Genomic DNA, 22570 nt, shown 5'->3' with positions numbered 1-22570 from the left:
GTGTGCTGATCTCTGACCGCGACATACGTGCCGAAATCGACTCCCGACGTATTGTCCTGGAGCCCTACGACCCCGCGATGGTTCAGCCATCCTCCGTGGATGTGAGGATTGACCGCTTCTTCAGGCTGTTCGACAACCACAAATATGCGCACATCGACCCCTCCGAGGAGCAACCTGAGCTAACCCGCCTGGTTGAGGTCGACGGCGACGAGCCTTTCATTCTGCACCCGGGCGAGTTCGTGCTCGGTTCGACGTATGAGACCGTGAGCCTGCCGGACGACGTCGCCGCGCGGCTGGAGGGCAAGTCTTCCCTGGGACGCCTCGGTTTGCTGACCCACTCCACGGCCGGCTTCATCGACCCTGGGTTCTCCGGCCACGTGACGTTGGAGTTGTCCAACGTCGCCACGCTGCCCATCAAGCTGTGGCCGGGCATGAAAATCGGCCAGCTGTGCTTCTTCCGTCTCTCTTCGGCCGCCGAGCACCCCTATGGCTCCGGCGGATACGGCAACCGCTACCAAGGCCAGCGCGGCCCCACGGCGAGCCGCAGCCACCTGAACTTCCACAGGACGTCGATCTAGCTTTTTGTTTGCTTGCCTCGAGAGGTGAGATCTCGACCCTTTGAGCGCGCGAAACGGGCGAGATCTCACGCCTCGTTGCATGCGAGAGGCGTCACTGTCCCTCCCCACTGTGGATAACTCAATGGGCGGGGCGTCGCTGTGCCAAAAATGGGTGGTGCGCAATTCCAACCCGCTTCCCGACGCCCTCAGGGGCCGCTCGTTCACCCTTTCCGAGCAACGTGCGGCGGGACTTCGGGATGGCCGGGCGTGGAACAAGGATCTTCGCGTGGCGAGCCGTGGAGTCCGCGTTCCGTGGGGAGCAACCCAGCAGCTCGCACACACTGCGCGATTGCTGACCGGGATTTCGCCCGGGACCGTGTGTTGCGGCCCGACGGCGGCGGTCCTGTGGCGCTGTCCCCTTCCGTTTGATCTCGAGCGCCAGCCGTTAGTGCATTTGCTGCGGTGGGATGGCGGTAACCGGCCAGTTCGCAAGGGGGTTTCGGGGCACCGGGCGGCGTTGGATCCTGCGGACCGATGTGTTGTCGCGGGGGTCCCGCTGACAAGTCCCGCCCGGACCTGGCTGGACTTGGCTTCGCTGCTTCCGCTAGATGATCTCGTGGCTGCGGCCGACTATTTCATCTGCAGCCAGTCGCGCAGTTTTGGCCACAACCGCACGGCGCTGTGTTCGCTTGGGGATTTAGGTAGGCAAGTGGAATCGAACGCCCGAATTCGCGGAATCAGGAATGCTCGGTTGGCACTTGGCCTTGCCCGGGTTGGTGTCGACTCCGTGCCGGAAACCAAGCTGCGCCTGGCGATCGGAAGGCAGGGATTGCCGGAACCTCGGTTGCGATTTGTTGTGTGCGATGCGGCCGGCAGGGAGCTTGCGTGGCCGGACTTGGCGTTTCCCCGCTACGAAGTTGCGGTCAACTATGACGGCGGCCATCACCTGACCGCTGAACAAAAGGACTCCGACATCCGCCGTGACGAATCGATCACCGCCATCGGCTGGACTTCGGTGACCATCACGGCGCGGCACGTGAGGGCGCGAGGGTTCGACGGCGTCGTACATCGCGTGCGGCATGCACTGATCCGGGCGGGATGGCGTGCCGAGGCGTGAGATCTCGGGCCTTTGGACTCGTCAAAGGCCCGAGATCTCACGTCTCGAAGGAAGCAACAGGCTCGGATGCCTTCGGCTTGCGCGGAGACCGGCGGAAAGCCTTGACCGTAGGCTCCACGAACCGGGCTGCGAGCGGTCCGACGATGGCCATGAGCAGCACATACGCCGTGGCAAGGGCTGCGAGATCGCGCGGGACTGCTCCCGAGGTTACGGCCAGCCCGGCGATGACAATGGAGAACTCTCCGCGGGCTATCAGCGCTGCTCCCGCGCGGAACCGTCCGGGTACGGCGATGCCTGACCGCTTGGCGGCCCAGAATCCGGTCAGCACCTTGGTCACGGCGGTCGCGAAAGCCAGAAGCAGCGCCCAGCCGAGCACCGGCGGGATGCTGGACGGATCCGTGTTGAGGCCGAACGCCACGAAGAAGATGGCAGCAAAGAGATCCCGCAGCGGTTCGAGTATCCGCGTCGCGTTGTGGGCCGTTGCCCCCGAAATGGCGATGCCCAGCATGAACGCGCCCACTGCCGCAGAGACTTGGAGGGCGGACGCGATACCTGCCACCAAAAGGGCGGCCCCGAGGAGATTGAGCAGGAAGACTTCAGAGTTTTCGCTGTGCACGGCCTGGGATACCCGGTGGCCGTGTTTGAGGGCCACCACCAGCACCAGAGTGACCACGGCCAATGCAATACCCACGGTCTGGAGTCCGCCCAGGAAGCCCACGCCCGCGAGGATTGCCGTAAGGATAGGAAGATAGATGGCCATGGTGAGGTCTTCGAACACCAAGATGGCCAGTACCACCGGAGTTTCGCGGTTACCGATCCGGCCGAGATCCGTGATCACTTTCGCGGCGATGCCCGAGGACGAAATATAGGTGACACCGCCCATGACGATCGCGCTTACAAGCCCCCAACCGAGCAACACTGCGATACCCGCGCCGGGAAGGAAGTTCAGTATCAGGTCCAGCACACCCGCTTGCCAAGACCGCCGCAGACCGGTGACGAGCTCAGCGGCCGTGTATTCCAATCCGAGCATCAACAGGAGCAGGATGACACCAATTTCGCCGGAAAGATGCGCGAACTCGTGCATGCCATCGAGTTTGACCAGTCCACCTGCCCCGAAGGCCAGGCCCCCCACCAGATAGAGCGGAATGGGGGACATGCCGATCCTGCCGGCCAATCGAGCCAAGAGGCCGAGACAGAACACGACGGCGCCCAGCTCAATAAGGGTCAGGGCCAGGGGGTCCATGAACGTCAGCCGTTGCGCAGAATGGCAGCCGCAGAGTCAAGACCTTCCTGCGTACCGACAGCCACCAGCAGATCACCCGTGTGAAGGACGACGTCGGGTGCCGGTGAGGGTACCACTTCGCCTTCGCGCATGATCGCCACGATCGAGACGCCACTGCGGGTGCGGATCTGGGCTTTGCCCATGGGCTGGTTGTTAAAAGGGGAGTCAGCGGTGATGGAGAATTGCCGCGTGACAATGCCGGGGATTTCCTTGTGGGCTTCGGCGAGGCGCATGGCGATGTGCTGCCCACCCAAGAGGTTGCCCAGGGCGGCTGCTTCGTCGGCGGTCAACGGGATGGACGCCTGGCAGGTATCGGGATCGTCCCAGGTAGAGACGAAAAGCTCGGTCTCACCCTCCCGCATCTCGACAACACCGATCCGGCGTCCCGAGGCCGTGATGAAATCCTTGCGGACCCCAAGGCCTGGAAGTTCTGTCTCATCCACGTTCATAAGTCCACCCTAGCCCTCTTGAGCGGGCGGTGGAATGACGCCACTCACAGCCGCCGAACGAAGCGATCCGCCCCTTACCAGGGGGTCAAAGCGAGTCCGCGCGCGGCGTCGTCGTAGTATTCCCGGTTGGCGAGTCCGGCGGCGGCAGCCTCATCGAGCACCACCACGGCGTCGGCGTGCCACTGCAGGATAGATCCGGGGCACGAAGCCGTCAGGGGGCCCTCGACGGCGGCAGCGATCGCGGCGGCCTTCGCGGCACCCGTGGCGATGAGCACCAGTTGGCGCGCATCCAGCACGGTCCCCAATCCCTGGGTGATGCAGTGAGTGGGGACGTCGCCGTCGTGGTCGAAGAACCTGGCGTTGTCCCGCCGAGTGCGGGCCGTCAGTCTCTTCAGCCGGGTCCGCGACGACAACGAGGATCCAGGCTCGTTGAATCCCACATGGCCGTTGGCGCCGATGCCCAGGATTTGCACGTCGACGCCGCCGGCGGCACGGATCGCGGCATCATATGCGGCCGCGCCAGCCTCAAGCGCCGCTTGCGTGGCACCGGTGCCGTCCGGAACGTTCAGCCCCGCCAAGGGAAGCCCGATGACCTCGCAGACCTCACGGATCAACACCTGGCGGTAGGACTGGGGATGCCCCGCCGGGAGTCCGACGTATTCATCCAAGGCGAAACCCGTGGCGGCCGAAAAATCCACGCGCCCAGCGGCCGCGGCGGCTGCGAGCTCCGCGTATAGGCCCAGCGGGGACGAACCAGTGGCCAGGCCCAGCACTGGCCGCTTGCCCGCGGGAAGCCCCGAGAGGACGGCGTGGGCAGCAGCCGAAGCGGCAGATTCCTGGGTGGGCGTGACAATGACTTCCATGGCTGCTTCCTGTGGATGGGATAGTGCTTCAGTGCTAGGGGCCGGTTTAGGAGGCCTTGGTATTGCCGTTCAGCAGCAGGGACGTCAGGGCCTGGGAGACCGTGAGGGACGCACCATAGGTGACGATGTCCGCACCGCCGCGCGGCCAGCCGCACTCGACGGCGATCACCGCGTGCCCTTCCGCCCTCAAACGGGCAAAAACGGTCCAGAGCGGGTGCTCGGCATCCAGCCCGCGCCCGACGACGGCGACCCGGGCGCCGTCGGGCACCTCGCCTTCGCTGACCACTGCCTCAGTCGCGGAAGCGGGACCCCATGGCACGCGGCCGACGGCGAAATTCGCCCCGGTCTCAACCTGCACGATGGCCACGGGCTCCTTCCGCGCAAGCCATTTTTCGGCTGCCTCGGATACCTCGAAGGCCTCGGCGATGCGCACGCCGTCAAGCGCCTGCTGGTCAGCGAGCATGCCGGATAGCTGCGGCTCGCCCTGCAGTCCCAGTTGGCCTCTGATGGCGGCTTCTTGGATCTCCGCGGCACCCGCGGCGGGGAAACGCGAGGACAGCGCCGACGTGCGGGCAGCAGCATCGGCCAGCCGCTCCAAGGGCAGGCGTCCCTCGTCAACGGCATCGGCGATCGCGTTGAGCGTCTGTTCGAAGAGGGCCGGGCCTGTTTCCGAGCCCAGGCACAGCAGGTCTGCTCCGGCCATGAGAGCACGGACCGCCGCTTCCGGAACGCCTGTCTGGGCGGATGCCCCGGCCATGTCCAAGGCATCCGTGATGATGACGCCGTTGAAGCCCATGTCCCGGCGGAGCAAGTCCTGGAGGATGCGCGAGGAGAAGGTTGCAGGGTGGTCCGGGTCCAAGGCCTCAACCAGGATGTGGCTGGTCATGACGGTGGCACCGCCGGCAGCAACGAGCGCGCGGAACGGGACCAGTTCGCGGGCATCCAGTGTGGCGGCATTGGCCGTTACCCGAGGGAGGGCCAGGTGTGAATCAGTGGTGGTGTCGCCGTGGCCCGGGAAGTGCTTGGCACAGGAGGCCACACCGGCATCTTCAAGTCCACGGATCCAAGCGGCAGTATGCCGGGCTACCAAATCCGGTTCGGCACCGAAGCTGCGCACACCGATGACGGGATTGTCCGGAGCGGAATTGACGTCGGCATCCGGAGCCAGGTTGAGGTTGATGCCCAGGCCCGCGAGTTCGTGGCCGATGGCGCTCGCGCTGGCGGCGGTCAGTTCGACGTCGTCCAACCGCCCGAGCACTGCGTTGCCGGGCTGCGGTGAGCCCGTGAGGTAGTGAAGACGCGTGACGTCGCCTCCCTCTTCATCGACGGCGATGAGGGTGTTCGGGGAATGCGCGCGGAGTCCGGCGCAGAGTTCGCGCAGCTGCACACGGGATGCCACGTTGGTGCCGTAGAGGCACACAGCCGCCAGCCCGGCGTCGTACGCGTCCAGGATCCAGACGGGGACGGCGATGCCCGTAAATCCGGGCATGAGGGTACCTGCCGCCAATCGGCGGAGGTGTTCGCGGGCGGGCGCGGTGGCAAAGGACTGAGTAGCGGGGGACTGAATCGTGTCCATGTCCGGCTCCTTCTTCAGGGATGCTTATTAGGTAGTCAGGGCTGGAAACGGCTATGTGCGGCGCTCAGGCCACACCCAGCTGGTTCCACAGGACCATCACGGCGGCTCCGCGCAGGACAATGTCCTGTGCGTCTGCCGCGAGACGGACGGACACCGGTGAGGGGTCCTGATGCAGTAGCCGCTCAAGCAGGGTCTGCCGGACGGCGTCGAGAAGGGGGCCCTCCAAGAGCTCCCTGGGTCCACTGAGGACCACTTCAGCCAAGTCGAGGGCGCCGACCACGGGCGCGAGGGCGATGGCGAGCCGCTCGCCTGCTTCCCGGAGTACGACACCGGCCGCGGCCTCCGGTTCGGCGCTCGCCGATGCCTCGGCCAGTGCGCGTTCGAGGTTGGGGACGGACATCCACGTTTCGAGGCAGCCGGTCTTCCCGCACTTGCACATGGTCCCGCCGTCGGTGCCGACCGTGACGTGGCCGATTTCGCCTGCCGCGGAGTGGGCGCCTCTGGTACGCCGGCCGCCCACGATGAGACCCGATCCGACGCCGCGGCCGATTTTCACGAGGACCATGTGGTCACTGCCGCCGCCGAAGGTGTAATCCGCGTGGACCGCGGCATCGGCGTCGTTGGAGACGAGGGTCGGCAGGCCAGTCTGCTCCTGGAGGAGATCGCGTAGCGGGACGTCCTTCCATTCGAAGTTGGGTGCCGTGGTGACCACGCCGTCCGCGTTGACGATGCCGGGAGTTCCGACGCCGATGCCGAGTAGCGTGGCGGTTGCGCGTCCTGCTGCTTCAGAAGCGAGTTCGAGGACCTGGCTGACGACGTCCTGCCCGGTTTCCGAAGCGATGTTGCGTTCCACCCGTTCGAGGATGTTGCCGTCAAGGTCCAGGACGGCGGCACGCAGCACGGAATTTTCGGCCAGATCCATGCCGATCACTTGGAGGCCTTGGCGGTTGATGTCCACCAGGATGGCCGGTTTGCCGGGGCGGACTTCATCCGACTGGCCCAGTTCCACCACGTGGCCGCGCTCTAAGAGGTCGGATACGAGGTCCGATACCGTGACGCGGGTCAGACCCAGGGTTCTGGACAGGTCCGCGCGGCTCATCGCACCTGCCGAGTGCAGCGTTTGCCGTACCAAGGAGAGGTTGTGGGCACGTCCATCGGACGGCAGGGTCGCTGCGCCTGTTCGATCACTGCGGTGGCGATCGGTGCCAGGGCGATCGGTGCCAGGGCGGTCACGAAGGGCTTCCATGTGAGTTAGTAAACTCTACTAACAATCAAAGATCAAGGGTTTCGGCAGATTGCGTGGATTCAAGGCACCCATTGATGACGTAGGCACCCGCTAAGGACCCACGCCCCCGGAAGACCGGGTGCGCCAGTCCTTTTCGGGTGCGAAGCACAGGCGCTGGTGCCGGCCCGGCGGCTCTGCACCCCGTCGGCCCCCACCTTGCCTAACCCGCCGGCACGGCCGTGCTTCACCCAGCCGGCACCGCTCAGCGAACGGGAACCACGGCGATTTCCGTCTTGCTGGGTGATTTGACGGGCAGGATCACCAACAGGCCGGCCAGGAGCACCACCATGATGCCAAGAATGCCCCAGCGTTGGGCTCCGCCGGGGGCCACCAGGGGCGTCGCCAGGGTGATGCACAGCGTAAAGAGCGCCGGTGCCAGGAAGCTCACTGCCCTGCCGGTCGTAGCGTAGAGTCCGAACAATTCGCCGGATTCGCCATTCGGCGCCAGCCTCGCGAGGTACGCGCGGGAGGAAGCCTGGGCTGGTCCGACGAACAGGCAGAGGAACAAGCCGAACACCCAGAAAGTGGTGCTGCCTGCCCAGTGGGTTCCGAAGAACACGTAGTCGCCATTTCCAAGCACCAGGATGGCCGTGCCGGCTACCAGGAGTCCCAGCAGGGAAATGACGATGACAGCCTTGGGGCCGATCCTGTCGTCCAGGAATCCGCCGATCATGGCGCCGACTGCGGCCACCACATTTCCGAAAATCGCGAAGAAGATGACTTGCTTGAGTTCGAATCCAAAGGTCCCTGCAGCAATGACTCCGCCAAAGGTGAAGACCGCCGCGAGGCCGTCGCGAAAGATGGCGCTCGCGAGCAGGAAATAGATAGTGTGCGGACTGGTTCGATAGATGGCCGTGATCCGGCGGGCCAACAAACCGTACGAAGCGAGGAACCCGAGCCGGGACTCCGGTTTCTTGACGGAAAGCTCTGGCACCGCGAAGAGGACCGGTAACGCGAAGATGAAGAACCAGAGCGCGGAGAAGACAGCCACCAGCCTGATGTTCAGGCTGTCCTGCGTGGAAGCTCCGAACCACTCAAAAGACGGTTGGACGAAAAGCTGCAGCACCGCGAGCAGCGCCACGATTCCGCCCAAATACCCCATTCCCCAGCCGAAGCCACTCACTTTTCCGATATTGGCGGGGGTGGAGATCTGGGCCAGCATGGCGTTGTAATTGACGCCCGCGAACTCGAAATACACATTGCCGAGCGCGATCAACGAGACACCCAGAAGAAGGAACTCGGGCTTCGGGAAGACGAAGAAGCACAAGCCGGTGAGGACTGCGACAAGGGCAGTGTTGACCCCCAGCCACAGTTTGCGGCTGCCACCGGAGTCGGATCGCTGGCCGGTGACGGGTGCCAGGACCGCAATCGCGACGCCGGCAATCGCCAAGGCGGCCCCCAACGCCGCCGATGCAGAGTCTTCACCGCCGAAGGCTTTGGACGTCAGGTAGACGGTGAACACGAAGGTGGTCATGACGGCGTTAAAGGCCGCGGAACCCCAATCCCATGAGGCCCAGGCAAGAATCTGTCCCTTGTTCGACGCGGCGGGCCCGGAAGCAAGCTCTGATGCCGGGTGCGGGGCCTCAGGCGCTGTTGCCATGTTCATGGTCTGAATGGTAACCGCCAGAAGTGACAGTTTTGGGACGTGGAGCCGGCCCGCATCGAACCGCACGCCTATACACCTTTGATGCCGACATTGTTTGTCACATGCGGTTGATAAACTACCTGCACCGAACCCAACGTTTGACCGCCTGCTCCAACTTTTGACAATTCATTCCTGACTTTGCGGAGATTCCAGTGATCACAGTTCTTGCCGTGACCTTTGCAGCGGCAACTGTAGCGCCCTGGATCTTCCGGAAACTCCAGCGGAATGCCTTCTACGTCCTCGCGGCGGTTCCAGCGGGTGCCTTTGTCTGGCTGCTTTTGCAGTATGACCGGATCTATCCCGGCCGGAACCTTTCGGGCTCCGGCGGGGACCCCACCGGCGGCTTCATCGAAGAAACCCTCCCATGGATTCCAAACCTCAAGCTTGAGTTCGCCTTTCGCATGGACGTCCTGGCCTGGGTGATGTCCTTGCTGGTTCTTGGCGTTGGCGCGCTGGTCTTGGTCTATTGCGCCCGATACTTCAAGAACAAGGATGCCGATCTGGGCGGGTTCGGGGCCCAACTGCTTGCCTTCGCCGGCGCAATGTTCGGCTTGGTGACCGCGGACGATCTTCTGATGATGTTCATCTTCTGGGAGCTCACCACCGTCCTGTCCTATCTGCTGATCGGCTACGCGCGCACTCGCCTTTCCGCCCGGCGCTCGGCTTTGCAGGCCCTCATGGTCACCACCGCTGGTGGCTTGGCCATGCTCGTTGGCCTCATCATTCTGGGCCAGACAGCCGGAACATACCGGATTTCGGCGATCATGGCCCAAGCAGCCACTTTCGTCACGGGACCCGGGCAGGGCGCGGTTTCTGCCGCCGTCGTACTCATCCTGGTAGGGGCGATTACCAAATCGGCGCTGGTCCCTTTCCACTTCTGGCTCCCGGGCGCCATGGCGGCCCCCACTCCGGTGAGCGCCTACCTGCACGCAGCAGCCATGGTGAAGGCCGGGATCTACATCGTCGCCCGCATGGCGCCGGGGTTCAGTGAAAACCCCTACTGGCTGCCTCTGGTGCTCGGACTGGGCGTGGCCACCATGCTGGTGGGCGGCTACAGGGCACTCCGGCAGACCGACATCAAGCTCATCCTCGCCTATGGCACAGTCAGCCAGCTCGGATTCCTCACCATGGTGGTGGGCCTCGGTCGGCCCGACGCCGCACTGGCCGGACTCGCGCTCCTGCTGGCTCACGGCCTCTTCAAAGCCGCGTTGTTCCTGGTGGTGGGAATCATCGACCATCAATCCGGCACGCGCGATATCCGCAAACTCTCCGGGGTGTACCAGTCCTCGCGGGCACTTGCCATCGTGGCAGGCATCGCCGCTGCATCCATGGCCGGAATACCGCCGCTGGCAGGCTTCGTGGCCAAGGAATCGGTGTTCGAAGCGTTCGTCCACTACGGCACGGGTTCTGCGTCGCAACCGTGGGGGCTCGTTCTCCTCGTCGGCTTGGTCCTGGGGTCCATCCTCACGTTCGCTTACAGCGCCCGCTTCATGTGGGGTGCGTTCGCCACGAAGCCGGGCGTCCAACGGACGCCGTTCAAGGCCATCCAGCCATCATTCTTGGCGGCGCCGGCCATCTTGAGCGTCCTCACCATCGTGTACGGCCTGTGGCCGGATCCCGTTGACTCGTGGATCCAGCCGTATGCGGCCGCTTTTAATAGTGCCGCCGATCACGACGCCGGTGCCAGCCTTGCCGCTGCAAGCCACCTCGCGCTGTGGCACGGGTTGACGCCCGCGTTGGGCCTGACCGCCGTGACGTTCGCGGCCGGCGTGGTGATGTTCTACGGCCGAAACTTTGTGTCGCGGGCGCAGGGCCGTATCCCGGACTGGGTGGACGGCGATCGCGCTTACCAGCGCACCATCGGCGCCCTGGACGACGTCGCCGTGTGGGTCACGGGGCGCACGCAGCGCGGCTCCCTGTACTTTTACCTTGCAGTCATCCTCACAGTGGCTTTCGCCGTGCCCTTGACTGCGCTGATTGTGGCCAACAAGCCGCTTCCGGGCGGCCTCTACCTCGTGGATCCGAACTCGCCGCTCCAGCTCATCGCCGCGGCCGGGATCGTTGTTGGCGCCCTCGCCGCCGTTCGTGCCAATAAGCGCTTCCTCGCCGTGCTGATGGTGTCCGTCACCGGCTATGGCATCGCCTTGATGTTCGCCCTGCAGGGAGCCCCGGACCTCGCCCTGACCCAAATGCTCGTAGAGACCATCATCCTGGTGGCCTTTGTCCTGGCGATGCGCAGCCTCCCTCCGGAGCTCCGGGACCGTACCGGCGGCAAATACCGGGTAGTGCGCGTCATTATCGGTGTGGCGTTCGGCGTCACCATGATCTTCGTGGCGATCTACGCCATGGGAGCCCGGATCGCGGAGCCTGTGTCCCTCTCATTCCCTCGGCTCGCCTATGAAGGTGGCGGCGGCCTCAACGTCGTCAACGTGACGCTCGTGGACATCCGGGCGTGGGATACCTTCGGCGAGATCTCGGTGCTCGCCGTTGCCGCCACTGGCGTCGCCAGCCTGATCTTTGTCCGCAGCCGCGGTGAGCGCATCAACAAGGCGGCCACGGTGCCCGAAGGCACGGTGGGAAGACGCACCGCCGTCGGGGGCAATTCGCGCGAGGACGCCTCGCTGGCACTCGTGCGCAAGTTCGCCGGCTCGCTGACGGACCCTTGGCTAGTGGCTGGCCGCACCTTGGCACCCGAACGCCGGTCCATCATCTTCGAGGTGGTCACTCGGCTGATTTTCCACTCGATGATCGTCTTCTCGGTTTACCTGCTTCTCGCAGGACACAACCTTCCGGGCGGCGGCTTCGCCGGTGGACTCACGGCTGGGCTCGCCCTGACCATCCGTTACCTGGCCGGAGGACGCTTCGAGTTGCGCGAAGCCGCGCCGATCAGCGCCGGCATGCTGCTGGGAACCGGTCTGGCGACGGCGGCCGCGGCGGGCTTCGTGCCGTTGCTTCTGGGCGGCCAGGTGTTCCAAACCGCCATCATCGGGTTCTGGCTGCCGCTGTTCGGTGACATCAAATTCGTCACGTCCACGATCTTCGACATTGGCGTGTATCTCGTGGTGGTGGGACTGGCATTGGACGTGTTGCGAAGTTTGGGGGCCGAGATCGACGAACACTTCGAGGAGACCGCCAGCGGAGAGACAAGGGGTCACGGGGCAACCCGGCCCGAAGCCTCCGCTACCACGGCCGCCCGGACTGCTACGGCGACGGCGACTGCGAGTCCGCTAGCGAAGGGGACACCATGAGCGTCAACCTGACCCTGTTGATCGTCATGGGCGTGCTGTTTGCCTGCGGAATCTATTTGATCCTGGAACGCAGCCTGACCCGAGTGCTGCTGGGACTCATGCTCCTGGCCAACGCTACCAACCTGCTGATCCTGTCCACGGGCGGATATGCCGGACTTGCTCCACTCTTCAACAAATCGACGGATCCGCGCGACTACAACGATCCCTTGCCACAAGCCTTGATCCTGACGTCGATCGTGATTTCCTTCGCGGTGACTGCATTCATGCTCGGCATCATCTACCGGACCTGGGCGTTGGCACGCCAAGACGATATCCAGGATGACGCCGAAGACCGCCGTGTGGCCAAGACTCCCAGCTTCGACGCCGAGGACGATTCCGTGGTTCCTGAAGAAACATCCGAATTCCCGGTCACCGCAGTCACCGAAGCAGCCAAGGAAGGAGGCCCCGAGTGAACATCGCCAGCCTGGCGCCGCTCGCCGTCGTACTTCCCATCCTCGGTGCCGCGCTGACATTCGCGCTGAACAGGAACCCGCTGGCGCAGCGCGTCGTCAGCATCGGCCTGTTGTCCCTGACCCTGCTCCTGGAATGCTGGCTCCTTGCCTCGGTCTGGACCACCGGCACGGCGTCGGTCACCCTGGGTGGCTGGCAACCGCCGTGGGGCGTGGTGATGGTGGTGGACCAGTTTTCCTCGCTCATGTTGGTGGTTTCCTCCGTCATCAGCCTCGCCGTGCTGATCTACGCCACCGGCCAAGGCATGGCCGACGGCGACCGCGAGGCACCGGTGTCGATCTTCCACCCGACCTACTTGATCTTGGTGGCCGGTGTCTCCAACGCCTTCCTCACAGGTGACCTCTTCAACTTGTACGTGGGCTTCGAGATCCTGCTGACGGCGAGCTACGTGCTCATGACACTGGGTGGGACCGGTCCGCGCATCCGCGCCGGGGTCACCTACGTGGTGGTGTCAGTGGTGTCCTCGGTGTTGTTCCTCATCGCCATTGCGATGATTTACGGGGCTACCGGAACCATCACCATGGCGGACCTCGCCATCAAGCTCGCCGAATTGGATCCGGGCACCAAGAACTTGCTCCACGTCATGCTGCTGGTGGCGTTCGGTATCAAGGCCGCCGTGTTCCCGCTGTCCTTCTGGCTGCCTGACTCGTATCCGACAGCCCCCGCACCGGTCACGGCCGTGTTCGCCGGCTTACTCACCAAAGTGGGTGTTTACGCCATGGTCCGCACTGAGACGCTTCTGTTTCCAGGGGACTCCTTGAACACCCCGTTGATGGTGGTGGCGCTGCTGACCATGCTGGTGGGTATCCTCGGCGCCATAGCCCAGAGCGACATTAAACGTCTGCTTTCCTTCACCTTGGTCAGCCACATCGGGTACATGGTGTTCGGCCTGGCCATGTCCTCCATCGCGGGGCTCGCGGCCGCCGTGTTCTACGTGGCCCACCACATCACCGTCCAAACGAGCCTGTTCCTTGTGACGGGCTTGATCGAGCGCCGCGGTGGGAGCTCTTCGATGGACCGGCTGGGTGGGCTCGCCAAATTGTCCCCGCTCCTTGCGCTCTTGTTCTTCATTCCGGCCGTGAACCTCGCCGGAATTCCGCCGTTCTCGGGGTTCCTGGGAAAGCTCGGGCTCTTGCAGGCCGGCATTGCCCTGGGTACGCCTTTGGCCCTTACCTTGGTGGTGGGAGCAGTGGTCACCAGCCTCCTGACCCTGTTGGCGGTCGCCCGTGTTTGGAACCGCGCATTCTGGCGGAAACCCGAGGATGCCGAGTACCCGGACCCCGTCCTGAAGAACACGGCAGGCATCGGTCTGCTCCCACGGACCATGGTGGGGCCAACCGCCGCGCTTGTGGTTTTTGGTGTGGCGCTGACCGTCTTTGCGGGTCCGCTGTTCCAATTGGCAGGCAACTCCGCGGAACAGATGCTGGACCGCACGGCATATATCCGCTCGGTGCTTGGCGAGAATGCTCCGATGCCGGGAATCGCCGCGCCGCACGGTGACGCGCCAGCGGGCGTTCCGGCAGGCGGGGCTCTGCCGGCCTCGCCAGCAGGCAAGGCTTTGCCGGCCGCGCCAGCGCAAGGAGGTGGAAAGTGAGTCGCAAGCGGATTTCGTTCCGCACCGAGCTGCCGCTGCTGGTCTGGCTAGTGGTCGTCTGGGGTGCCCTCTGGCGGGACTTCAGCCCGGGCAACCTCGTATTCGGTGCCCTGATCGCGGTGGTGGTGGCCAGGATCTTCTACTTGCCTCCCGTGGAACTCAGCGGACGGTTCAACCTGCTGCGTGCTATTCCTTTCGCCGTGGTGTTCCTCGGCAAAGTGGTGGCCGCGAGCTTCCAGGTCATGTACCTAGCGATCTTCCGCGGGCCTTCGGTGACCAACGCAGTCGTCGCTGTCCCACTACGTAGCCATTCCGACCTCATGGTCACAGCCACGGGCCACGTGATTTCGCTGATCCCGGGTTCGCTGGTGGTTGAGGTGGACCGCTCGACGTCTACCCTTTACATCCACGGGCTCAATGTCCGCAACGATTCAGACACCGCCAAGCTCCGCCGGGAAGTCCAGGACACCGAGGCCTCGCTGATACGGATCATGGGCACACGAGCGGAAGTGGACGCGCTCCAGGCCGAAGGCTTGTCTGCAACGAGGGGAGCCAGCTCATGAAAGACATCGTGCTGATCGTTGCGGCGGTGATTCTGAGCCTCGCGGCGGCTGGCGCGATCTACAGGATCGCCGTCGGGCCGTCACTGTTGGACCGCGTGCTCGCCTCCGACGTGCTCCTGGCCATTCTGGGCGCGGCGCTGTCCATCGACATGGCCGTCAACAGGCACCTCAACAACCTCGTGCTGCTCGTGGCGCTGACGTTGATCGGGTTTGTCGGATCGGTGACGGTGGCCCGCTTCGTGGCCGACCGGAGGGGACAGGTCAATGACTCCTAACGCCACCGGAGTGGATGCCGTGATCGACGCCGTCACCGCAGTGCTGCTGATAGCGGGTGCGCTGATGTCGTTGGGCGCGGCAATCGGACTGTTGCGCTTCCCGGACCTCATGAGCCGCATGCACGCAGCTACCAAGCCGCAAGTGTTGGGACTGTTCCTTGTCTTGGCAGCGATCGGGCTGCAGATGCGCGAATGGTGGGTTTGGCCGATCCTGGCGGTCGCCTGGATTTTCCAACTGCTGACGGTGCCCGTGTCCGCACACATGGTGGGCCGCGCAGGCTACAGGACGAAGCACCTCCACCCCGAGTTGCTCAGCACAGACGAACTCGAGGCCGTGGTGCTACGTGCGGCTGGTGAGCGGGCAGCCGAGAAAGCTGAAGAAGCAGGCTCGGACGTGCCGCACAGCCGAAACGGCGGGCACACGGGTGGCACCACAGGGAATGGCGGCCCGTCGGCCTAGACGATGTCCTGCGTCTTCGAGAAGCGCGAGATGGCGCGCTGAGTGCTGCGGCTGGCGAGAACCTGGATGACGGTGCTGACGGTGGCCGAAATCAGAGCGAAGGTCAGGGCTGAGCGCAGGCTCGCTTCCATGTCGTCGTGGCCCTTCGGAGGCTTGTTGCCGGTGGACTTTTCCCACAGCGCGTTGACGAGCTTGCTGCCGACGATTCCTGCGCCGATGCTCACACCGGTACCGAGCAGTTTGAAGAGCAGGTTCATTCCGGGACTCCTTGCGGGAGGAAACAGGACCATCCCCAGCCTAACCCCACTTCAGGACAGTTACGGAGCAACGGACGGGGGTTGGCGCCTGAGCCGGAAGAACTCCTTCAAGGCCCCGGGCTCCGGCCGCACGGGAAAGATGTCACGCTCTTCAGCCAACACAGCCTCCACCGTGCCGAGAGCGAGCAGCTCATCCAGCAGGACCAAGGTGGGCGGCATCAGCTTGAGGGTCCCCGCGGCCTCGGCATCAAGAATTCCGCGGACCGGCATCCACAGTGATGACGATGCCTCCGTAGTCTGGTGCTGTGGCTCGGCCCCCGCTGAAGGGCAGGCAACGTAGAAGTACGTGTCGAAGCGCTTGGGCTGGTCCTCCGGAGTGACCCAGTTGGCCCACGGGCGAAGGGTTCCGGCGTCGAGCTTTAGCCCGGCCTCTTCGGACACCTCACGTTGCGCCGCCGCCAGCACCCGGCCGGCGTTATGCCGGGCCGATGCGGGCTCGACGGCGATGCTGCTCCGGTGCCATGCGGCCGCGTGCCGCTCGACGACGTCGTCCGCGAAGTCCCAGCCGGTGCTGTCCACGTTGTCCACCCGGCCCCCGGGGAAAACGACCATGCCCGCGGCGAAATCCATCGTGGACACCCGGTGCTGGACGAACACTTCCAGGCCGCTTGGGGCACCTTCGGAAGCCACCCGGCCGTCAGGACCGGCGGAAGCGTCAGGGCCGGCCGAAGCGTCAGGGCGGGCCGGACCGTCAGTGCTCCCGGGAAGGGGAGCGTCGCGGACCAGGATCACGCTCGCGGCGAGCCTTGGTTCGGACACCGTGGTGCTGTTCGCTTCGCCTATGCCTGCCAAGACCGCTCCTTTGCCAGCTTGCTGCGATGGATTCTGCTGGATCATTCTCCCAGTTCCGGCGCCCGTCCGCGCCACCGCAGGCCTGCGTGCCCTGAGACCACGAATGATCCAGCAGAATCCTTCGTTTTCCGACTTTTGTGACCGTCCTGACAACCCTGCCAAGGTGTAAACTGAACCACGCCCAAAAGGGTGGATTGATAACGACAGGGGAGCGCCGCCGTCGGGCTCGCAGCAATGCGGCACGGAGGACGGGCGCTGAGAGTGCGGACAACCGCAGACCCTCGAACCTGATCCGGCTAGTACCGGCGCAAGGGAGTCGAGTTCTCATAGTGTCCGGAACCGGTGCGGCGGAGGCCGCTCGGAGGCAAGCCGAAACACTTTCCCCTCCTGTTCCTCAGGAGGACAAAATGACTGGTATTTCTGCAAAGCCGGGCATCACCAAGCCCGGTTACAACTGGCGTGTCGTGGACATCGTGGTGGCGGCTTTGATCTCCATCGCCGGCGGCGTGATCTTCTGGGCATGGGACCAGATGGCTGCCCTCGTCTCGACGCCGATGACCGCCGCATACCCGCCGGTGACCGGCATCATTGCTGGCGGCTGGATGATTCCGGCTGTGCTGGGCATGCTCATTATCCGCAAGCCCGGTGCGGCAATTTTCTGTGAGACCGTCGCTGCCACCAGCGAACTCATCATGGGTTCCCAGTACGGCACCACCGTGTTGATGTCCGGACTCCTCCAGGGACTCGGTGCAGAGCTCATCTTCTTGGCATTCATGTACAAGAAGTTCAACCTGCCCGCGTCCCTGCTGGCCGGTGCCGGTGCGGGCCTGTTCTGCGGTTTGAACGATTCCTTCCTGCCGTGGGGCTGGAACATCGCCTACGAAGCCGTCGACAAGCTCGCTTACATCGCGTTCTGCACGGTTTCCGGTGCCGTCATTGCCGGCGCTCTGGCCTGGATCGCCACCCGCGGCCTGGCCAAAACTGGCGTCCTGAGCGCGTTCGCGTCCCGCAAGGCCGCTTCGGAGCCCGTCTTTTCCTGATGCCCAGTCCTGATTCCGGCACCTCCGCTGTGGTGCGACCCGCCGCAATTTCCGCGCAAGGCTGGGGCTGGCGGCACGCGGGCCGCGCCACGCAGGCCATCCACGCCCTGGACCTGGACATTCGTCCGGGAGAGCGTGTGCTGCTGCTTGGCCCGTCGGGCGCAGGCAAGTCGACGTTCCTGCATGCCCTGGCGGGCGTGCTGGGCGAGGAAGGCGACGACGCCGACGAGACAGGCTCGTTGCTGGTGGACGGCGTTTCGCCGAGGGCCCAGCGGGGCCGTGCCGGACTCATGCAGCAAGACCCCGAGACCCAGGTGGTGCTTTCGCGACTGGGTGACGACGTCGCGTTCGGCGCCGAGAATCTTTGCGTGCCGCGGGAAGAGATCTGGAAGCGCGTTGATGAAGCGCTCGACGACGTCGGGCTGCGGAATAGTGCCGCAGGCGGCTTTGCGCTGGACCACCCGACGTCGGCGCTCTCGGGCGGGCAGAAACAGCGCCTTGCGCTGGCTGGCATCCTGGCGATGAGGCCTGGCCTGATTCTCTTGGACGAGCCGACCGCCAACCTGGACCCCGCGGGCGTGCTGGAGGTCCGCGATGCCGTGGGCCGCTGCCTGGACAAGACCGGGGCCACCCTGGTGGTGGTGGAGCATCGAGTCTCCGTGTGGAAGGACCTCGTGGACCGGATCGTGGTGCTCCAGCCGGGGAGCTCCTCTGAGGGAGGGTCCACGCCCGCTGTGCTCTTGGATGGCGATCCGGACACAGTGCTGGCGCAAGCAAGGGACATGCTCACTGCTGCGGGCGTCTGGGTGCCCGGGTACGTGCCGGCCACCCGGCCCCGTTCTGGGGCGACGGGCGGGGGAGAGCTGCTGCTCGCCACCCAGGAGCTTGCTGTGTCGCGTAAGCGGGCGCGCCGCCGCGGGTTCACAACCATCCCGCCCGTACCTGTGCAGGCCGGACTCGACGCCGAAGTGCTCGCCGGGCAGGCGCTGACCGTCACAGGGCCCAACGGCGCCGGAAAGTCCACGTTCGCTTTGACCCTGGCCGGCCTGTTGGCGCCCGTTTCCGGTACGGTGACTGCCGCCGTCGGGCTCAGCGACGGTGCCGGCACCGATCCTTTCAAGTGGAAGGCCCAGCAGTTGATCTCCCGCATCGGGACCGTGTTCCAAGAGCCTGAGCACCAGTTCGTTACGGGCCGGGTGCTTGACGAGCTCATGTTCGGCCCCAAACACCTTGGCCACGGCGAGGACCGCGTCGACGAATTGCTGGAGCGGCTGCGGCTGGGGCATTTGGTGGACGCCAATCCGTACACGCTCTCCGGCGGCGAGAAGAGGCGGCTGTCGGTGGCCACCGTGCTTGCCGCGCACCCGCGTGTCCTGGTGCTGGACGAACCGACCTTTGGCCAGGATGCCAACACGTGGGCCGAGCTGGCGTCGTTCCTGTCCGAACTGCTCGATGCCGGCACCTCCGTGGTTTCCGTGACCCACGACCAGGAATTCAGCTCCGTCCTGGGCGGCACCGAGATGCGGCTCGAGCCTGCGTTGCAAGGCGCATCCCGGCAAGAGGCAGGTGCGGCATGAGGGAAGCCCTGAGCCTGCGCAGCAACAATGCGCTCCTGACGCGCGCGAATCCGCTGGCCAAGTTCGTGTCGGTCTTCCTGATCACGTTGGTGTTGGCGTTGTCTATCGATTTGGTGTCTGCCTCGACCGCTCTCCTCGGAGAGCTGGCGTTGTTCCCCCTCGCGGGCCTCACGCTGCGCTTGCTGTGGCAGCGTGGCTGGCCTCTGATCATCGCGGCAGCGCTCGGCGGCTGGAGTACCGCGATCCTGTCGGCTGACAGCGGCAGGATACTGCTCGACGTCGGGATCTGGTCCATCAGCGAAGGCTCGCTTCAGCTGGGACTCGGGTTCATGCTGCGCGGCTTGGCGATCGCATTGCCGGCCATTCTCCTGATGAGTTGCACCGATCCGACTGACCTTGCCGATGCCTTGGCGCAGAAGGCGAAACTGCCGCACCGTTTTGTCTTGGGCACCTTGGCCGCGCTGCGGCTCGTAGGGCTCATGGCGGAGGAGTGGCAGACCATTGGCATGGCACGGCGCGCGCGTGGCGTCGGCTCGCACGGGAGTCCGATGCAACGGTTCCGGGCAATGCTAGGCCAAAGCTTCGGCTTGCTGGTCCAGGCGATACGCCGGGCGTCGCGCTTGGCCGTGACCATGGAGGCACGAGGCTTCGGCGGTGGACCGCGGACCTGGGCCCGCGAATCCACCTACAGTCGCTTGGACGCCTGGGTTTTGGTGGGCGGGTTGGTCATTGCCGCCGCGGCCGTGCTCGCTGCCCAGTCGGCAGGAACTTGGCACTTCGTCTGGCTGAAGCAGGGCTAGCCGGCGGCCCCCTTTATGCGGGCGCGCCAGGGCGGTCCGTCCGCATGAGTATGCCCGCACCGCCGTCGAACGTTGTCGTGTGAAAGCCCGGCGCCCTGGCGACTTCCGCGAACCCCCAGCGGCGATGCAGTCCGATTGACGCGAGGTTGGACGCGTTCACGACGTACCAGGCTTCCGATGCCCGGCGCCATATCCAATCCAGCCGGGCTTGGGTCAAGGCTGTGCCGATTCCCTTGCGCCGGCGATCCGGCCGCACGGTGACGCCGCCCAGGTAGTGGCCCTTGGGCGCGGCGCCGTCGGCATAGTCCCAGGAATGGGTCTTGCCCCAGCCGACAAGCTCCCCGACGTCGGACGCTCCGCGCACGAAAGCGACCACCACAAGGCGCGCGTCGTCGTCGATCGCTTCCGCCAGCATTGCAGCGTCAAGAAAGGGACGCCCGGCTTGGGCTTCGACCTCGAGAATGTGGGCGAGGTCGCTGTCTTTGGCCGGGCGGACCTCCGCACGCAGCGTAGAGGGCGAGTAGCTCGACGATTCGCTGGACCTCATCCGACTGAGCCTGCCTCGTGGTCGCGATGGTGTCAACGCGTATCGCACGAAACGACTAGCAAGCAGTGAATCCGGCGTGTTGAATCATGAAATATGCCTCAATAGACCATCTATGATATTTTTTGCTCATGACGCAACCGACTGCCGAACATGTAGGTCTCCTTCTTCGCGATGCCCGAGGCGAAAAGGGCTGGACACAGGGACAGCTCGCTTCGGAACTGGGCACCAGCCAAAGCGCCATTGCCCGCATGGAACAGGGCAAGCAGAACCTCAGCCTCCGAATGATCGAACGCCTTGAGTCCATCTTCGGGCGCACCATCGTCAAAGTCGGCAAACGGCAGATGACACACCTGCGCGTTGAGGGCGGACGCACGCTCTCCGGCTCAGTGGACGTCAACAGTAGCAAGAATGCTGGCGTCGCGCTGCTTTGTGCGAGCCTCATCAACCGAGGCACCACCACCCTGCGTCGGCTTGCCCGGATAGAAGAAGTCAACCGGATCGTCGAGGTTCTGACGTCCATCGGCGTCGAGTGCACTTGGCTCAACGGCAACGATCTCCGCATTCGCCGCCCGGAGACCCTGGACCTCGCCTCGATGGATGTGGAGGCAGCCCGCCGGACCCGCAGCGTCATCATGCTGCTTGGCCCGCTCCTTGATGAAGCGGCCACCTACCAACTGCCGTACGCCGGTGGTTGCGATCTGGGGACCCGTACCGTGGAACCGCACATGCAAGCGTTGCGCCAGTTCGGGCTCTCTGTGGAGGCCAAGTCCGGTTTCTATTCCGTGCAGGCCCCTCCGGCCGATGGCGACGATCGCACGTTCGTGCTCACGGAGCGCGGTGACACGGTGACGGAGAACGCCATCATGGCGGCCGCCCACCGCAGCGGGACCACGGTGATCCGCAACGCCAGCCCCAACTACATGGTGCAGGACCTCTGCTTCTACCTGCAGGGACTCGGCGTGGTGATCGACGGCATCGGGACAACCACCCTGAAGATCACTGGCAGCCCGGCGATCGACGTCGACATTGAGTACTTCCCGTCCGAAGACCCGATCGAGGCCATGAGCCTGATCACCGCGGGAATCGTGACCAACTCGGAGGTCACCATTTGCCGAGTCCCCATCGAGTTCATGGAGATCGAACTGGCCACGCTTGAGCAGATGGGTCAGCAATTAGACATCTCCGGCGAGTACTTTGCCCGCAACGGACGGACGCGCTTGGTGGATGTCACCACCAAGCCATCCCGGCTGCGCGCCCCCGAGGACAAGATCCATCCGATGCCATTCCCCGGTCTGAACATCGACAACCTGCCATTCTTCGCGGTGATCGCGGGCAATGCCGAGGGCCAGACCATGATCCACGACTGGGTCTACGAGAACCGGGCCATCTACCTGACCGAGCTCAACAAACTCGGAGCCCAGGTACAGCTCCTCGATCCGCACCGCATCTACGTCAATGGCCCCACCAAATGGCGTGGTGCGGAAGTCGGTTGCCCACCGGCCCTCCGTCCCGCCGCGTGCCTGCTGCTGGCCATGCTCGCGGCCCGTGGCACGTCCGAGTTGCGCAACATCTACGTGATTGAACGCGGCTATGAGGACCTGGCCGAGCGACTCAACACCATCGGCGCCAAGATCGAGTACTTCCAGGACTGACGGCGTCGGATTTCTGGGCCGGACTCGACTCCGCGCGTTGCGAATCAGAAGCCTTCTCGCGTCTCCGTAGCAGTTGGCAGAGATCTCGCTTTCGAGTATTTCCCGCGGGATACCGAACTCTTGGATGGCCGATTGCGCAATCGAAATGGCGTCCACGTCCCGCAAGCAGGTCAACGCGTGAATGACGGTGTCTTCCACGGAGGCCACAGGAACGGCGTTCTCCGGAGACAGGCGAAGACCGCCATGCCGGACGAAGCCCCTGCCCCGGCAGTGCCGCGTGGACAGATGCACACGTTCGGGCTTGTCTTTGATCCACAGGCCGTAGCGTAGTGCGGCACTGGCGCAGGTAAGCTGCCCGTTATTGAGAATGGCCGTGAGGTATTCCATATCCGCTGACGGGAGGGCCCATATCCCTTTCCGT

General features: G+C 64.5%; 21 protein-coding genes and 1 riboswitch. Of the genes, 12 read left to right on the top strand and 9 right to left on the bottom strand.

What is annotated here, in order from left to right; translation table 11 throughout:
* Positions 1-2 precede the first annotated feature (2 nt).
* Together dcd and HNP00_RS13080 are read left to right on the top strand one after the other, a co-directional pair.
* Entirely contained in the window at positions 3-578 is a 576-nt protein-coding gene (dcd, locus tag HNP00_RS13085; protein WP_184739874.1) for a dCTP deaminase, read from the top strand.
* 79 nt (positions 579-657) lie between these two features.
* Positions 658-1674: an endonuclease domain-containing protein gene (locus tag HNP00_RS13080; protein ID WP_260404955.1), complete on the top strand. Its 1017-nt coding sequence runs from the start codon at positions 658-660 to the stop codon at positions 1672-1674.
* Positions 1675-1711: 37 nt separating this feature from the next.
* Here the strand turns inward: HNP00_RS13080 and HNP00_RS13075 are convergent, their stop codons facing one another.
* The 6 genes from HNP00_RS13075 to HNP00_RS13050 all read right to left on the bottom strand — a co-directional run bounded on the left by HNP00_RS13075 (position 1712) and on the right by HNP00_RS13050 (position 8735).
* Positions 1712-2917 (bottom strand): cation:proton antiporter, encoded by a 1206-nt coding sequence (locus HNP00_RS13075; protein WP_184739734.1) that lies wholly within the window; start codon positions 2915-2917, stop codon positions 1712-1714.
* Positions 2918-2922: 5 nt separating this feature from the next.
* Complete coding sequence (locus HNP00_RS13070; RefSeq protein ID WP_059389838.1) at positions 2923-3405, bottom strand: cation:proton antiporter regulatory subunit; 483 nt, start codon at positions 3403-3405, stop codon at positions 2923-2925.
* Positions 3406-3479: 74 nt separating this feature from the next.
* Positions 3480-4268 (bottom strand): glucosamine-6-phosphate deaminase, encoded by a 789-nt coding sequence (locus tag HNP00_RS13065; protein WP_184739732.1) that lies wholly within the window; start codon positions 4266-4268, stop codon positions 3480-3482.
* Between the two features lie 46 nt (positions 4269-4314).
* Positions 4315-5844, bottom strand: a complete 1530-nt coding sequence (locus tag HNP00_RS13060; RefSeq protein WP_184739730.1) for a glycoside hydrolase family 3 protein — start codon at positions 5842-5844, stop codon at positions 4315-4317.
* Between the two features lie 64 nt (positions 5845-5908).
* On the bottom strand, positions 5909-7090 hold the full coding sequence (locus HNP00_RS13055; RefSeq protein ID WP_184739728.1) for an ROK family transcriptional regulator: 1182 nt from the start codon (positions 7088-7090) through the stop codon (positions 5909-5911).
* 241 nt (positions 7091-7331) lie between these two features.
* Positions 7332-8735: an MFS transporter gene (locus tag HNP00_RS13050; protein WP_184739726.1), complete on the bottom strand. Its 1404-nt coding sequence runs from the start codon at positions 8733-8735 to the stop codon at positions 7332-7334.
* 191 nt (positions 8736-8926) lie between these two features.
* Between HNP00_RS13050 and HNP00_RS13045 the strand changes: the two genes are divergently transcribed.
* The 6 genes from HNP00_RS13045 to mnhG are packed head-to-tail and all read left to right on the top strand — an operon-like array spanning position 8927 to position 15424.
* A complete protein-coding gene (locus tag HNP00_RS13045; RefSeq protein ID WP_184739724.1) occupies positions 8927-12022 on the top strand; it encodes a Na+/H+ antiporter subunit A in 3096 nt (1031 codons plus the stop codon).
* Positions 12019-12474, top strand: coding sequence for a Na(+)/H(+) antiporter subunit C (locus HNP00_RS13040; RefSeq protein ID WP_184739722.1), 456 nt, complete (start codon positions 12019-12021; stop codon positions 12472-12474). Before HNP00_RS13045 ends, HNP00_RS13040 begins: the two co-directional genes overlap by 4 nt.
* On the top strand, positions 12471-14126 hold the full coding sequence (locus HNP00_RS13035) for a Na+/H+ antiporter subunit D (RefSeq protein ID WP_184739720.1): 1656 nt from the start codon (positions 12471-12473) through the stop codon (positions 14124-14126). The genes HNP00_RS13040 and HNP00_RS13035 overlap by 4 nt, the downstream gene beginning before the upstream one ends.
* Positions 14123-14689, top strand: a complete 567-nt coding sequence (locus HNP00_RS13030) for a Na+/H+ antiporter subunit E (protein ID WP_184739718.1) — start codon at positions 14123-14125, stop codon at positions 14687-14689. Before HNP00_RS13035 ends, HNP00_RS13030 begins: the two co-directional genes overlap by 4 nt.
* On the top strand, positions 14686-14964 hold the full coding sequence (locus HNP00_RS13025) for a monovalent cation/H+ antiporter complex subunit F (protein ID WP_184739716.1): 279 nt from the start codon (positions 14686-14688) through the stop codon (positions 14962-14964). Before HNP00_RS13030 ends, HNP00_RS13025 begins: the two co-directional genes overlap by 4 nt.
* Positions 14954-15424 carry a monovalent cation/H(+) antiporter subunit G gene (mnhG, locus tag HNP00_RS13020; RefSeq protein WP_184739713.1) on the top strand — a complete coding sequence of 157 codons (471 nt, stop codon included), beginning with the start codon at positions 14954-14956 and terminating at the stop codon, positions 15422-15424. Before HNP00_RS13025 ends, mnhG begins: the two co-directional genes overlap by 11 nt.
* Here the strand turns inward: mnhG and HNP00_RS13015 are convergent.
* Together HNP00_RS13015 and HNP00_RS13010 are read right to left on the bottom strand one after the other, a co-directional pair.
* Positions 15421-15681 (bottom strand): DUF4235 domain-containing protein, encoded by a 261-nt coding sequence (locus HNP00_RS13015; RefSeq protein ID WP_184739711.1) that lies wholly within the window; start codon positions 15679-15681, stop codon positions 15421-15423. The genes mnhG and HNP00_RS13015 overlap by 4 nt on opposite strands.
* A 60-nt stretch (positions 15682-15741) precedes the next feature.
* A complete protein-coding gene (locus HNP00_RS13010; protein WP_260404954.1) occupies positions 15742-16533 on the bottom strand; it encodes an NUDIX domain-containing protein in 792 nt (263 codons plus the stop codon).
* 195 nt (positions 16534-16728) lie between these two features.
* Positions 16729-16865: riboswitch (TPP riboswitch) on the top strand.
* 75 nt (positions 16866-16940) lie between these two features.
* Between HNP00_RS13010 and HNP00_RS13005 the strand changes: the two genes are divergently transcribed.
* From HNP00_RS13005 to HNP00_RS12995, 3 genes are read left to right on the top strand one after another with little or no spacing between them, the layout of a single operon-like run.
* Positions 16941-17573 carry an ECF transporter S component gene (locus HNP00_RS13005; protein WP_184739709.1) on the top strand — a complete coding sequence of 211 codons (633 nt, stop codon included), beginning with the start codon at positions 16941-16943 and terminating at the stop codon, positions 17571-17573.
* The gene (locus HNP00_RS13000) at positions 17573-19150 is read left to right on the top strand and encodes an ABC transporter ATP-binding protein (RefSeq protein WP_184739707.1); all 1578 of its coding nucleotides are present in this window, start codon (positions 17573-17575) and stop codon (positions 19148-19150) included. Before HNP00_RS13005 ends, HNP00_RS13000 begins: the two co-directional genes overlap by 1 nt.
* Positions 19147-19950, top strand: coding sequence for an energy-coupling factor transporter transmembrane protein EcfT (locus HNP00_RS12995; protein ID WP_184739705.1), 804 nt, complete (start codon positions 19147-19149; stop codon positions 19948-19950). Before HNP00_RS13000 ends, HNP00_RS12995 begins: the two co-directional genes overlap by 4 nt.
* A 13-nt stretch (positions 19951-19963) precedes the next feature.
* Here HNP00_RS12995 and HNP00_RS12990 read toward each other — a convergent pair whose 3' ends face one another.
* A complete protein-coding gene (locus HNP00_RS12990; protein WP_260404953.1) occupies positions 19964-20497 on the bottom strand; it encodes a GNAT family N-acetyltransferase in 534 nt (177 codons plus the stop codon).
* A 128-nt stretch (positions 20498-20625) separates the two neighbouring features.
* Here HNP00_RS12990 and HNP00_RS12985 point away from each other — a divergent pair, with 128 nt between their 5' ends.
* Complete coding sequence (locus HNP00_RS12985; RefSeq protein ID WP_184739703.1) at positions 20626-22149, top strand: UDP-N-acetylglucosamine 1-carboxyvinyltransferase; 1524 nt, start codon at positions 20626-20628, stop codon at positions 22147-22149.
* Positions 22150-22570: the final 421 nt, after the last annotated feature.

It is taken from the genome of Arthrobacter sp. AZCC_0090, assembly GCF_014207375.1.
Lineage (GTDB): Bacteria > Actinomycetota > Actinomycetes > Actinomycetales > Micrococcaceae > Arthrobacter.
This window is presented reverse-complemented; position numbering and strand designations above follow the sequence as displayed.

Bases quoted from the DNA above. Each gene is read 5' to 3' on its own strand.
- HNP00_RS12995 (WP_184739705.1), top strand. From the start codon at position 19,147: ATGAGGGAAGCCCTGAGCCTGCGCAGCAACAATGCGCTCCTGACGCGC.
- HNP00_RS12990 (WP_260404953.1), bottom strand. From the start codon at position 20,497: ATGAGGTCCAGCGAATCGTCGAGCTACTCGCCCTCTACGCTGCGTGCG.
- HNP00_RS13025 (WP_184739716.1), top strand. From the start codon at position 14,686: ATGAAAGACATCGTGCTGATCGTTGCGGCGGTGATTCTGAGCCTCGCG.
- HNP00_RS12985 (WP_184739703.1), top strand. From the start codon at position 20,626: ATGACGCAACCGACTGCCGAACATGTAGGTCTCCTTCTTCGCGATGCC.
- HNP00_RS13075 (WP_184739734.1), bottom strand. From the start codon at position 2,917: ATGGACCCCCTGGCCCTGACCCTTATTGAGCTGGGCGCCGTCGTGTTC.
- HNP00_RS13070 (WP_059389838.1), bottom strand. From the start codon at position 3,405: ATGAACGTGGATGAGACAGAACTTCCAGGCCTTGGGGTCCGCAAGGAT.
- HNP00_RS13000 (WP_184739707.1), top strand. From the start codon at position 17,573: ATGCCCAGTCCTGATTCCGGCACCTCCGCTGTGGTGCGACCCGCCGCA.
- HNP00_RS13040 (WP_184739722.1), top strand. From the start codon at position 12,019: ATGAGCGTCAACCTGACCCTGTTGATCGTCATGGGCGTGCTGTTTGCC.
- HNP00_RS13050 (WP_184739726.1), bottom strand. From the start codon at position 8,735: ATGAACATGGCAACAGCGCCTGAGGCCCCGCACCCGGCATCAGAGCTT.
- HNP00_RS13055 (WP_184739728.1), bottom strand. From the start codon at position 7,090: ATGGAAGCCCTTCGTGACCGCCCTGGCACCGATCGCCCTGGCACCGAT.
- mnhG (WP_184739713.1), top strand. From the start codon at position 14,954: ATGACTCCTAACGCCACCGGAGTGGATGCCGTGATCGACGCCGTCACC.
- HNP00_RS13060 (WP_184739730.1), bottom strand. From the start codon at position 5,844: ATGGACACGATTCAGTCCCCCGCTACTCAGTCCTTTGCCACCGCGCCC.
- HNP00_RS13005 (WP_184739709.1), top strand. From the start codon at position 16,941: ATGACTGGTATTTCTGCAAAGCCGGGCATCACCAAGCCCGGTTACAAC.
- HNP00_RS13065 (WP_184739732.1), bottom strand. From the start codon at position 4,268: ATGGAAGTCATTGTCACGCCCACCCAGGAATCTGCCGCTTCGGCTGCT.
- HNP00_RS13080 (WP_260404955.1), top strand. From the start codon at position 658: ATGCGAGAGGCGTCACTGTCCCTCCCCACTGTGGATAACTCAATGGGC.
- HNP00_RS13015 (WP_184739711.1), bottom strand. From the start codon at position 15,681: ATGAACCTGCTCTTCAAACTGCTCGGTACCGGTGTGAGCATCGGCGCA.